At 27.0% G+C, this 13,530-nt stretch carries 9 protein-coding genes; all 9 read right to left on the bottom strand.

Annotated elements, in window-relative coordinates; translation table 11 throughout:
- Window positions 1-15: 15 nt before the first annotated feature.
- Window positions 16-1,122 (bottom strand): glycosyltransferase family protein, encoded by a 1,107-nt coding sequence (locus tag ACYUEW_RS07075; RefSeq protein ID WP_003483615.1) that lies wholly within the window; start codon window positions 1,120-1,122, stop codon window positions 16-18.
- Between the two features lie 21 nt (window positions 1,123-1,143).
- Window positions 1,144-2,277 (bottom strand): glycosyltransferase, encoded by a 1,134-nt coding sequence (locus tag ACYUEW_RS07070; protein WP_042384317.1) that lies wholly within the window; start codon window positions 2,275-2,277, stop codon window positions 1,144-1,146.
- Between the two features lie 231 nt (window positions 2,278-2,508).
- Complete coding sequence (locus ACYUEW_RS07065) at window positions 2,509-3,978, bottom strand: O-antigen ligase family protein (RefSeq protein ID WP_257411338.1); 1,470 nt, start codon at window positions 3,976-3,978, stop codon at window positions 2,509-2,511.
- Window positions 3,979-4,021: 43 nt separating this feature from the next.
- Window positions 4,022-4,768: an N-acetyltransferase gene (locus ACYUEW_RS07060; protein WP_085333763.1), complete on the bottom strand. Its 747-nt coding sequence runs from the start codon at window positions 4,766-4,768 to the stop codon at window positions 4,022-4,024.
- A 98-nt stretch (window positions 4,769-4,866) separates the two neighbouring features.
- Window positions 4,867-5,976, bottom strand: a complete 1,110-nt coding sequence (locus tag ACYUEW_RS07055; protein ID WP_085333764.1) for a Gfo/Idh/MocA family protein — start codon at window positions 5,974-5,976, stop codon at window positions 4,867-4,869.
- 62 nt (window positions 5,977-6,038) lie between these two features.
- Window positions 6,039-7,355, bottom strand: a complete 1,317-nt coding sequence (locus tag ACYUEW_RS07050; protein ID WP_085333765.1) for a nucleotide sugar dehydrogenase — start codon at window positions 7,353-7,355, stop codon at window positions 6,039-6,041.
- A 129-nt stretch (window positions 7,356-7,484) separates the two neighbouring features.
- Window positions 7,485-9,350, bottom strand: coding sequence for a polysaccharide biosynthesis protein (locus tag ACYUEW_RS07045; protein WP_460276514.1), 1,866 nt, complete (start codon window positions 9,348-9,350; stop codon window positions 7,485-7,487).
- A 180-nt stretch (window positions 9,351-9,530) separates the two neighbouring features.
- A complete protein-coding gene (locus tag ACYUEW_RS07040) occupies window positions 9,531-12,476 on the bottom strand; it encodes an N-acetylmuramoyl-L-alanine amidase (RefSeq protein ID WP_460276513.1) in 2,946 nt (981 codons plus the stop codon).
- Between the two features lie 185 nt (window positions 12,477-12,661).
- On the bottom strand, window positions 12,662-13,530 hold an 869-nt coding region (locus ACYUEW_RS07035; protein WP_460276512.1), incomplete at its 5' end, for an N-acetylmuramoyl-L-alanine amidase family protein.

The raw sequence follows: 13,530 nt of genomic DNA, 5'->3' as shown, positions 1-13,530 counted from the left end.
TATAAATGACTTACATTATATTAAGTCATTTATAACTTTTCTTGCTCTAGCTTTCCAGTCATGTTGATCTATTATTTTAGTAATATTAGATTTCTTTACATATATTTCTTGTTTATTGCAAGATAAATATTCTAACAATTTAGAAAGACTCTCTTCTGAATAATCTATTTCCCAGCCTATTGAATTATCCATAACAAACTTTCCAACAGCTGTATTTTTGCAACATATTATAGGTTTTTTATAAGATATATATGTAAACAATTTAACTGGCATCGCAAACTTCCAGTACTCTTGTGGTTCTACAAATAAACTTACTACATCAGCCTCAGCAAAATACTTGTTTAATTCTTTATCTTTTTTATGAATAATTTTTATTTTATCACCAATGTATTTTTTATATATTTTATTATAAGACTTCCATTCATTTTCTCTACAACAAACTGTTAATTTATATTTTTTCTCATTGTTTATTACAGAAAACATTTTTTCTAAATTATATAATTGAGGATTAACTCCCCCTACATAAAATATATTTATGAAATCTTCTTTTTTAGTTTGTTCACATATTTCATTACTAGGAATAGACGCTTCAAAAGCTGGTGGTAATTCTTCCACTTTGCACTTTAACTTTATAGGTATATATCTATACATTTTTTTACTTGGTAAATATAATATATCTATTATTGCTTTATATTTTAATAGATCATAAAAATAAAAAGTATAAGCCACTATCCTTTTAAAGATATTAACATTTTTTTTATATTGAGAAAATCTCCAGTGTATATCTCTATAAAATAATCCTATTTTTATATTATGATTTTTACAATATTTTAAAAATCCAAAATCTAAGAAAGGATATAATGGTATATGATTTTTTTCAGTTAATAATGTAGGTTCTGTAGAACTTTCAGAATATAAAAAATCATATTTTATTCCCTCTTTAATATTGCTTTTAATTTTTTTAATTTTTTTTTCTCTTTCTTCACCATACCCCATAATAATTTCTACATCATATCCATTTTGTTCAAATGCTTTTATCATATTTATAGGCCTTATTTGAGAACCTGAAGGCCAATTTAAATCCACTTTATAAGGTATATGAAATATACATCTTCTCTTCATACTATACTCCTAAAAATATAATTAATTTAATATACTATTATATAAATCAATTAGTTGATTTCCAATTGCTTCATAACTATAATTTTCCACAGCATATTTCCTTATATTATATGAGTTGAATTTTTCATAATTTTCAATTATATATATAAGCCCTTTTTCTAATGCTTCTTCACTTTTCTTTTCAACCAATATACCGACATCTTTTATTACAAATTCATCTGGTCCACCACATTTAGTTGCTAAAACTGGCTTTCCAGCTGCCATAGCTTCTATTAAAACACTACCAAATGTTTCCTTAACACTTGGTAATACTAAAAAATCATGGTTCATTATATATTCAGGTATTTCTTTTTTAGGTACTTCCCCTATAAATTTACATATATTATTTATATTTAATTCATTAACCATGGCTTCATATTTTTTTCTTTTAGGTCCATCTCCTATAAGGGTAAACTTTATATTATCATTATAATTCTTAAATACACTTTGTAAGGCAGGTAAAAAATACTGTAGTCCCTTTACCTCATTATCATTCATTAATCCAATAAACAATCCATTTAGTCCAGTTGCCAATTGATTTTTGTCTTTTATATAATACTCATTAGTATCTACTATATTACCTATAATTTCATCATTAAAAGTGTATCCTAAATTTTTTAGTTCATTTTTTAAACTATTACTTACTGTGATTACCTTTTGTGCATTTTTATATGCAAAATAGAATAACTTTTTATTATAATTTTTATTACTGTATTCTTTTACTTTTGAAGAATGTTCTGTAATTATATATGGTACTTTTTTGTAAAACATATTATGTACTGATGCTATAATACCAGCAATGTAACATACATGAGCATGAATTAAATCAATTTTTTCAATTTTGACTATTTTAGATAAAATGCTAACAGACTTTATAATGCTATTCACTCTTGATATCTTAGTATTTTTTATATAGTCTGTATTACTCCTATAAACTACTATATTCTCTTCTATACTTTTAACTACTTTTCCTTTTTCTATGTTTTCATCAAAAGGATAAAAAACTATAACATTTTTCCCTAATGCTTTTAAAGCTTTTACCTGCTCATATACAAATATCCCACTTACTAAATTATTTTTACTTGGATACCAACTTGACATTATTAATATGTTCATACACATTCTCCTAATAAAATATATTCATATTATTAAATCACAAATTATAATGATTTAATTACCATTCAATTTATATTAACATTTTGACTTAAAATATTTTCAAAAAATAATTAAGAAAAATTACAAATCTCTTTGTTCTATGTTCTATGTTCTATGTTCTATGTTCTTTACTAATATAACTATATAAATTAATTAATGTAAACTTTTATATCTTTAATAAATAATTATATATTATTTTAAGCTAGATTTTAAATTTATAGAATTTATACTTAAACCTATCACTATCCAAAATGGGGTATACCACATGATACTACTAGGAGCAAAAGACAAGAATATTAATCCAAACATTAAACATGCAAATAATAATAATTTTGGATTTTGTGATTGCCTTTCTCTAGAGTGTAAAACTAAATTTTTAATTATAATATGTAAATAAATGTATGTATAATATAAGAAGAATAATATCCCAAAATTTCCCAAAATTTCAAACCATAAGCTATGAACATTAAATACTCCAAATGTATTATTCATTTTCTCAACATGCTTTTCTATATTTCCTGGCCCAAAACCAAAATAATGTTTTTCATAAAAAACACCATGTACAACATCATACATAAGTGTAATCCTTTGATTATCTGAACCCTTTTTACCAATAGCGATTGGGGGCTGTTCAATGGCTGTATCCTGCTTTTTAAAATTAAAAAATTTAGAAGTTGAAAATTTTCCATAATACGGTTTCATGGACGGTATGCAAGATATTGCCACAAATACTAAAACAGTAACTGAAAATATCTGTGTTAGTTGTAATATTTTTCGTTTATTATTTTTAAATTTAAGCATATAAAATCCCATACAAAATAATATTATCAAAAATATACTTATCCATGCTGTCCTTGATCTAGTAAATATAAGATTTATTTGAGCTATAAAATACAATGAAGCATATATCATTTTATCTTTTTTATTATCAGCAAATAAAAAAGATATAGCTAAAGCTGCCATTCCTAAAACTAAAAACACAGCATAATTATTTGGATTATAAAAAAATGTTACAGGTATATGTTTTACATATTCAATTTGTGCAGCCATAGGATCCCATTCTACAAAATGGTTTCTTATGCCATAAGATATTCCGCATATTTCTAATATACCTAAAAATAATATACCTCCAAATAAATATTTTAAGAATTTTAAAGTAAGCTCTAGATTTTTTTCACTCTTATTATGAAAACATATCATTATTGCTAAAGACACCATTATAAAAAAATTATATATATATTTTATAGCTAATTTTTTGCTCTCTGCTATAAACATTGTAAAAATCATATATAATATAAAAATCATCAAAAATGAAATATACGGATTTTTAAATAATTTTTTTATATCTATATTTTTTCTATTTTTAACACAATAAACTATCAAACCCATCATATAAATAAATAATGTTACATAAAAATAATATATTGAATATCTCCTTGTTAATGGGATCTCCATTGAGAAATTAATTATAGCTAATAATAAAGTACTATAATATAAAAAATCCTTATTATTTTTTGCAAATTTTTTATATATAATAAACAAATAAACCACTGTGAATATTTGAATAAAAATTCTATCTGGAAAAATGAAAAAATTTAATAGTACTAAAACTGATAATATTATAAACATTAATTTAGACTGATCATAAACTTTGGTGTTCATCACTAACCTCCGTACTCTTTGCATTTTATTACTATAAATAAATTTATTGATTTTGTAATAATTGTTCTTCTGGAACATCTTTAAATGCCTTAGCTGGTATTCCTGCAACTATTTTGGCTTTTTCTACATCTCTAGTTACTAAGCTTCCTGCTGCTGCAAAACCATCTTCATGTATTGTTTTCCCTGGTAATATAATTGCCCCTGCACCTATTCTTCCACCTTTTTTGATTGTAACACCTTTGAACTTACCAAATCTTTCCTTTGATCGAGCAGCATAGTTATCGTTAGATGTTACTACACAAGGGGCTATGAAAACATAATCCTCTACTTCTGAATATGCTGTTAAATATACATTGGTCTGAATTTTACAATTTGAGCCTACCTTGCAAAAGTTTTCTATGGTTGCACCTTTCCCTATTATTGTTCTTTCTCCTATAGCTACATCTTCTCTTATAACAGCTAAGTCAGCTACTAAAGTTTTATTGCCTATTTTAGAACCTATATATACTATTACTCCCGCTCCTATTAAACATTCGTCGCTAATTTTACATGGTTCAAATTTTTTATCATCTTTAAATATACTATTTACCGATCTCATAGGTTCTTTACCTATTACAGTATTATCATCTACTCTTACGTTATTACCTATAACTGTTCCTTTATGTATAATTACATTATGTCCTATAATGCAATTTTCTCCTATAACTACATCATCCTCTATAATAGCAAATCTTCCTACTTGAACGTTATTACCTAATTTAGATTTTGGTGATATATAATTCATTTCCATGTTTTCACTCCTATATAAAATAAAATTTTAAAATTACCACCATAATATAATATCATATTTTGATGGTAATTTTAAAAAATTAATTTTTAATTAATAAATTATCTATTTATCTTTTCTACATTTACCATATCCATTGTTGAAAAATTATTAAATGGGAATTTAACTGGCATACCTGTAAGTCTTGATTTATAAGCGGCTAATATTATTGCCATACCCTTTTTACCTTCTTCTCCACTCACTAAAGGTGCTCTATCCTCTTTTATAGCATCTATTGTATCTTTAAACAACGGAGTATGTCCAAAGCCATATACTGAATCTGGATCTCCCTCTTGGGCTTTTAATATATCTTCCTCTTCATTTTCAGTTCCATCTTCAAATTTCCAAGTTTCTATTTTATTAACGGCAAGTCCACCTATGCAAGCTGTACCTTTTTCTCCAAATATACTCAATGTTTCTTCTAAGTTTTTAGGGTATACACAAGCACTTCCTTCAACTATTCCTATAGCTCCATTTTTAAATCTTACTACTATAGCTCCAAAATCCTCTGCTTCTATATCCCTTAAGAAAGTATCACATTGAGCATAAACTGTATCAATTTCTCCACCCATCATCCATTGAAGCAAATCTATATTGTGTATACATTGGTTCATTAAAGTGCCCCCATCAAGTTCCCAAGTTCCTCTCCATGGAGCTTGATGATAGTATCCCATATTTCTATTCCATAGTATTCTTGCTGTACCATTTACTAATCTTCCAAATCTATTAGCTTCTACTGCTTTTCTTAATTGTTGTATTGGTGCATTAAATCTATTTTGATGACTTACACAAAGTTTAACATTATTTTTCTTTGCTGATTCTATCATTCTATCTGCATCATCTACAGATAATGCCATAGGTTTTTCACATATTATATGCTTTTTCTTATCCATGCAATTTATAGCTATTTCTGGATGATATCCACTTTCTGTAGCTATAGTAACTACATCTATTTCTTCTTTCTCTAACATTTCTTTATAATCTGTATATAAATTTACATTAACTTTTTCATTTATTTTTGATATATAATCATTTTTCTTTTCTATAGCTTTTTCTTCAAGCACATCACAAACTGCTACCAATTCAGCTTCTTCTTTATTATTTATTATAGCTTCTACATGTTTATAAGAAATTCTTCCACAGCCAACAATAGCAAATTTAAGTTTTTTCATTACTATCCCTCCAAATTTTATTAATTAGGATAAGTCCAAAAGAACTTATCCTATTATTAATATTATAGTTTGTGTATTTTTTCTCTATTATTCTTCACATCTTTTGTAGCATTTCTTGTATCATATAAAATTTTAGCTTTTTCTACTATATGTTCATAATCATAACAACTATGATTCGTAGTTATAATTACGATATCAGCTTCCTCTAATCCTTTTTCTAAATCTACTGATTTATATAATTTACCTTTATGCTTAAATTCAGGTATATATGGATCGTTAACCTGTACATTAGCTCCATTTTTCTCTAAATGCTCTATTACTTTTAATGCTGGAGATTCTCTCATATCATCTATATCATTTTTGTAAGCAGATCCAAGTAATAAAACCTTTGATCCATTCATAGCCTTTTTATCTTCATTTAATAATTTCATAGCATTTTCTACCACGAATTCAGGCATACGATCATTAATTTCTCCTGATACTTCTATTAACCTTGTATGGAAATCATATTCTTTAGCTTTCCATTCTAAATAGAAAGGATCTAATGGTATGCAATGTCCTCCAAGACCTGGTCCTGGATAGAAAGCCATAAATCCATAAGGTTTTGTTTTAGCTGCATCTATAACTTCAAATACATCTATATTCATTTTTTTACATAATATAGCCATTTCATTAGCTAAGCCTATATTTATATTTCTAAATGTATTTTCTAGTATTTTTTCCATTTCAGCTACTGCTGGTGAAGATACTACATATACTTCTCCTTCTAAAACGCTTCTATAAAGCATAGCAGCTACTTCTGTACATTCTTCTGTACAACCCCCTACAACTTTAGGTGTATTTTTAGTTTTAAATTGCTTGTTACCTGGATCTACTCTTTCTGGTGAAAATCCTAAAAAGAAATCTTCTCCACATTTCAAGCCAGTTTCTTCAAGTATTGGTTTTAAAACTTCCTCTGTTGTTCCTGGATATGTAGTACTTTCAAGAACTACAAGCATACCCCTGTGAAGATATTTTGCAATGCTCTTAGTTGAACTAACAACATAAGATATATCTGGTTGTTTATATATATCCAATGGTGTTGGTACACATATAGCTACTGCATCTACTTCACTTACAAAAGAAAAATCTGTAGTTGCTTTTAATTTTCCTTCTTTAACTAAATCTGCTAATTCATCATCAACTATATCTCCTATATAATTTTTACCTTCATTAACTAACTCTACTTTTTTATCTTGAACATCAAAACCTATAACTTCAAATCCCGCTTTAGCTTTTTCTACAGCTAGTGGAAGTCCTACATAACCTAATCCTACCACACCTAATTTAGCTGTTTTATTTTCTAATTTAGTCATTAAATCCTTTTTTAATTGTGACATTTTTATACCTCCTAGTACAACGCACAAACGCTTAATTTATATATTTTTAATTTTTGTCACTACTTTATAGCTACTATTATTTTATGTTTAAACTTTTTCAAATAAAACTTATCCCTTATTTGTTAAGCACTATTTTTTTCTTATATATGTTGAAACTTTCTCTTCTATTAATTCAAATATTTCTTCTTTATCATTATAAACAACTTCCTTAAATTCTTCTATGGATTTTTCTACAAAGTCTATATTATTTTCCATAGGTTTTTCCACAAATATTTTATTATGTCCTGTTGATGTTAAAGCTATTTCATCCATCAATAATTCTTCATATAATTTTTCCCCAGGTCTTAATCCTGTATACTCAATTTTAATATCTTCTCCTGGTTTATACCCAGATAAGGTTATTAAATCTTTAGCTAAATCTACAATTTTAACTGGTTTTCCCATATCCAAAACAAATATTTCTCCACCTTTTGCCATAGCACCTGCTTGTATAACTAATTGAGCTGCTTCCGGTATAGTCATAAAATATCTATTTATTTCTGGATGGGTTACAGTGACAGGTCCTCCATGAGATATTTGTTTTTTAAATAATGGAATAACAGATCCATTACTTCCTAAAACATTTCCAAATCTAACGGCTACAAATTCAGTTTTACTTATTTTATCAAAAGCCTGAATCATTATTTCACAAAATCTTTTTGTAGCTCCCATTATATTAGTTGGATTAACAGCTTTATCTGTACTTATTTGTACAAAACGTTCAATCCCAAATTCATGGGCACATTTTATTAAGTTATAGGTACCTATTACATTATTTTTAATGGATTCTGCTGGGTTCTCTTCCATTAATGGAACATGCTTATGAGCTGCTGCATGAAAAACTACGTCTGGTTTATATAATGAAAATATATTTTTTATCCTCTTTTCATCTCTTATAGAAGCTATTATAACAGCTTTGTCTAGCTCTGGATATTTATAATTTAACTCCATTTGCACATCATAGGCATTATTTTCATATATATCTAATATTAAAAGTTTTTTAGGTGAAAATTTAACTATTTGTCTACAAAGTTCTGAACCTATAGATCCCCCTCCGCCAGTAACTAAAACTACTTTATCCTTTATATATTTATTTATTCCACTATCATCTAGTTTAACTTCCTCTCTTCCAAGTAAATCTTCAATACTTACATCTCTTAACTTGCTCATATTAAACTTTCCTTGTATTACCTTATCCATGCTTGGTAAAGTTTTTAATTTACAACTAGTTTCTTTACATATAGATACTATTTCACTTTTTGTTAAAGATGATGCTGAAGGTATAGCTAATATTATTTCATCTATTTTTTTATTTTTAGATATCTTTATAATACTTTCTCTTCCGCCTAAAACAGGTATCCCATTTATTCTCTTTCCTAACTTCTCTATGTCATCATCTATAAGACCTATTATACTATAATTTAATTCCTTATTTCTTTTTATTTCTTTTATAATAAGGGCTGCTGCATCTCCTGCCCCTATTATGAGTAACTTCTTTTCTTTAGAATCACAGTTACATTTGTTCTTATTACATTCTTTATCCTCTATAACTCTATATATAAATCTTGTTCCCCCTAAAGATACTATAGATAAAATCCAAAATATTATATGTACAGTAAATGGAAATCTAAAATAATTACTTTCTAAAACTTTATAATTAATAAAATAACTATAAATTATAAATATAATATTAGATATAGAAACCGAATAAATTATAGACATAAGCTCTTCTACTGAAGCATATTTCCATATACTACTATAGAGATTAAATATTTTATTAAAAAATAAGCTTATTATTATAACTGGAATTACTGATAATTTAAAAAATATCATATATTTTTTAAACTCCGAAGCCATAGAAGCCATACCAAAATCAAATCTCAGTAGAATTGCTAAATATAATGATAAAATTATTAATAATATATCATAAAGAATCAATTTCCTATCTTTTCTCATATAATCACTTCCTTAAACTCTAAACTCTACTTATTTATTTTACATCATTGATAAAATTATTCAACAATTTTTTGCAATATCTTTATTTTATCATATATACAATAAATAGAAAATATCATTTATAATTTATAAATAAATTAATAAAACCGTTGATAAGAAATATATCAACGGTTTTGTAAACTATATATTAAATAACTTTGTTACTGCATTATAAAGTTTCTGAGCTATTTGATTTTGATAAGAGTCACTATTTAATTTTCTAACCTCTGCATCATTAGAAACAAATCCAGTTTCCACAAGTACAGAAGGCATTAAGGCATTTTTTGTAACATATAAATTATGATCACTTATTCCTCTATTTGATCCCCCTAAAGAAGACATCTCATTTACTATAAGTTGTGATAACACTTTACTCTTTAATGCTGCATCACAAGGAGTTTTATCATAAGTTATATCATCTTCCTCGTATATTCCTGAATTATCTAGCTTAGGTCTATAACTACTATAATGAGCACTATATCCATTAGCCGATGATACATCAAAAGAATCAGCATGTATACTCATAAACAAATCAGCCTTTATACTATTAGCTACATTTATTCTATCTTCTAAATTTTGTGTTACTGAAGGATAATTATAAAGATCTATCTTATCTCTAGTATAGATAACATTATATCCTGCTTTTTTTAGAAGGTTTCCCAACTTGATAGTAATTTTTTGAACTATATCTGCTTCATGTAATCTTCCAGTAGCTTGAGATGATAATGCTCCTGAATCTCTGCCTCCATGACCTGCATCTAAAACTATAGTTCTCATTAAATCACCTATTGTGAAGTTCTTTTCTACATAAGAATCAACACTGTTAAGGCTATATTTGTCTTTTACATTAACTTTTATAATATAGCTACTTTGATTACTTACTGAAAAAGTAGCTAGTCTATCTTCTTTGTAGTCTCTTATCTTTACCCAATTCCCTTTACGGACATCCTTTATCCAAAATTCATATAAAACTCCATTACTACTAGAAGCATAGGCCTTTATAGTATATTTTTTATTTAAATCTAATTTTTTACTTGTTACATATTTATTTCCTTCCATTATATCATAAGTCTGTATTTTTGCTTTACCTGGTTTTTCACCCTTAGGAATTACCATAAATGTTTTTTCAACTTTTCCATCTAACTCTAAGTTACTGTTTTTGTCTTTTACATTTACTTTTATGATATACTGACCTGATTTATTTGGAGTCCAATTTGCACATCTATCAGAAGAATAATCTTTTATTTTTATCCAATTACCTTCTAATTCATTCTTAGCCCAAAATTCATATAATACTCCATTTTCACTGCTAGCATAACCTTTTATTGTATATAACTTGTTCACTTCTAATTTCTTATCTGTTATATACTTATTTCCTTCCATTATGTCATATGTTTGTATTTTTGCCTTTCCGGGTTTTGTATTCCCAGCAATTACTGTAAATGTTTTTTCAACTTTTCCATCTAACTCTAAATTGCTGTTTTTATCTTTTACATTTACTTTTATGATATACTGACCTGACTTGTTTGGAGTCCAATTTGCATATCTATCTTCTTTATAGTCTCTTATCTTTGTCCAAACTCCTGCTGATACATCTTTAACCCAAAATTCATACAATACTCCATTTTCACTGCTAGCATAACCTTTTATTGTATATAACTTGTTCACTCCTAATTTCTTATCTGTTATATACTTACTTCCTTCCATTATGTCATATGTTTGTATTTTTGCCTTTCCAGGTTTTGTATTCCCATCAATTACTGTAAATGTTTTTTCAACTTTTCCATCTAACTCTAAGTTACTGTTTTTATCTTTTACATTTACCTTTATGATATACTGACCTGATTTATTTGGAGTCCAGTTTGCATATCTATCTTCTTTATACTCTCTTATCTTTGCCCAAACTCCTGTTGATACATCTTTAGCCCAAAATTCATACAATACTCCATTTTCACTGCTAGCATAACCTTTTATTGTATATGACTTGTTCACTCCTAATTTCTTATCTGTTATATACTTACTTCCTTCCATTATGTCATATGTTTGTATTTTCGCCTTTCCAGGTTTTGTATTCCCAGCAATTACTGTAAATGTTTTTTCAACTTTTCCATCTAACTCTAAGTTACTGTTTTTATCTTTTACATTTACTTTTATGATATACTGACCTGATTTATTTGGAGTCCAGTTTGCATACCTATCTTCTTTATACTCTCTTATCTTTGCCCAAACTCCTGTTGATACATCTTTAGCCCAAAATTCATATAACACTCCATTTTCACTACTAGCATAACCTTTTATTGTATATAACTTGTTCACTTCTAATTTCTTATCTGTTATATACTTATTTCCTTCCATTATGTCATATGTTTGTATCTTTGCTTTGTAATTAGGTTGTACATTATCAATATTATTTTCATGACTGCTAGATAAATTTTTAGCCACTTGCACCATACTAACTATACTTTTACCATAATTGTTATCTGTAGCCCAACCTTGATCTGGATAATTAGGATTTTCTCCTATACCCAACCACTCAACATAAGGACTTATTCCTCTCTTAACATATGTAAATCTTGGATCTACACAAGAAGTTCTTAATCCTTCAGTACTACAATAAGCTTTTAAATGTTGTACAACAGCTCTTACTCCAGTTCTTGTATCTTTAAAATAAGCACCAGATACACCACCACCTGTAGCACCAATACCAGCAAAATTATTCTGGCATTCTTTAACATCACCTGTAAACCTCAAAAAATTTGTTTCCTTCATTATTTGCATAAAAGCCACATCTGGTTTTATTCCTTCTAAATTAGCTTCCTGCCACACTATTGAAATGAAGTTTTTTACAGCTTGGTCACTTTTTTCACTGTTTCTAGTTCTAAAATAGTTAAATGCTTGATCTTGTGTTAATTGAGCTCGTCCTACTATAGGTGTAGTACTACTAGCATGTACTTTAAATAAAGGTACAAAGGTTATAATCATACTAATAAAAAATATTAATGTAAAGTCTTTCACTATATTTTCTATTTTTCTTATATTCATATCTCTCCTCCTTTCTTTTAATAAAGATATATTCTTATGATTCATAAATTCACCTCCTTTGTAAATTATTATATCATATGTTTTATTTAAATTTTTACTCATATAATATCTAAAATATAAAAAAACCACCAATTATATATAATTAATGGTTTTTTATATTTAAAAACTAACATAATTAAAATTTGATAAAAGATTTTGTAATTAATTTATCAGTTTTTATATTTATTAAATTACATAAAGCTAGTTCCTAATATTCCTTTAGCAATAGCTTCTGCACACTTTTGTTGAAACCAATCAGAATTTAAAAGAATTTCTTCATTTCTATTATCTATAAACCCTAACTCAACTAATATGGATGGGCTTATAGTATTTTTTAAAACATAATACCCTGCTGTTTTAGCGCCTCTATCATATAAACCAATAGCATTTATAAGTTCTTTTTGCACTGCTTCTGCAGCTTCTTTTCCCTTTGCACTTCCATTATAATAATATGTTTCTGTTCCATAAGCTGATCCATTAAAACTATTAGCATGTATACTTACGTATAAATCTGTATTATTACTATTCGCAATAGACACTCTAGCTTCTAAATCCTGTGATTCATTTGAAGGCCAAGATACATTATCACTAGTTCTAGTATAAATAACTTTAACTCCATTATTCTCTAAAATTCTTCCTAACTTTAAAGCTACTTTTAAAGTAACATCCTTTTCTTTAATACCAGTTGGTCCTACAGCACCACTATCGTATCCTCCATGCCCTGCATCAACAATTACTGTTTTAAATCCTGAATTACTTAATACTGTAAATGTTTTTTCTACTTTCGAATCAAAAATATCTGAACTGAATATATCTTTAACATTAACAATAATGGTGTATTTACCAGACTTTGTAGGCGTCCAGCTTGCATACCTATCTTCTTTATATTCTCTTATTTTTGTTAAAGTTCCGGTATTTAAATCTTTAACCCAAAATTCGTATAAAACTCTATTAGTACTACTTGCATATCCTTTTATCGTATATGTTTTTCCTATTTGTAATTGATATGAGGTTACATATTGATTATCTAGCATAATATCATATGTTTGTATAGTTGCTT

It is taken from the genome of Clostridium sp. CTA-1, assembly GCF_054768215.1.
Note: the sequence above shows the minus strand (reverse complement) of the source record. Positions and strands in the feature narration are given on the sequence as shown.

What these genes read in the sequence shown, in the direction of transcription:
- ACYUEW_RS07075 (WP_003483615.1), bottom strand. Translation starts at nt 1,122, where the DNA reads ATGAAGAGAAGATGTATATTTCATATACCTTATAAAGTGGATTTAAAT.
- ACYUEW_RS07070 (WP_042384317.1), bottom strand. Translation starts at nt 2,277, where the DNA reads ATGAACATATTAATAATGTCAAGTTGGTATCCAAGTAAAAATAATTTA.
- ACYUEW_RS07065 (WP_257411338.1), bottom strand. Translation starts at nt 3,978, where the DNA reads ATGAACACCAAAGTTTATGATCAGTCTAAATTAATGTTTATAATATTA.
- ACYUEW_RS07060 (WP_085333763.1), bottom strand. Translation starts at nt 4,768, where the DNA reads ATGGAAATGAATTATATATCACCAAAATCTAAATTAGGTAATAACGTT.
- ACYUEW_RS07055 (WP_085333764.1), bottom strand. Translation starts at nt 5,976, where the DNA reads ATGAAAAAACTTAAATTTGCTATTGTTGGCTGTGGAAGAATTTCTTAT.
- ACYUEW_RS07050 (WP_085333765.1), bottom strand. Translation starts at nt 7,355, where the DNA reads ATGTCACAATTAAAAAAGGATTTAATGACTAAATTAGAAAATAAAACA.
- ACYUEW_RS07045 (WP_460276514.1), bottom strand. Translation starts at nt 9,350, where the DNA reads ATGAGAAAAGATAGGAAATTGATTCTTTATGATATATTATTAATAATT.
- ACYUEW_RS07040 (WP_460276513.1), bottom strand. Translation starts at nt 12,476, where the DNA reads ATGAATCATAAGAATATATCTTTATTAAAAGAAAGGAGGAGAGATATG.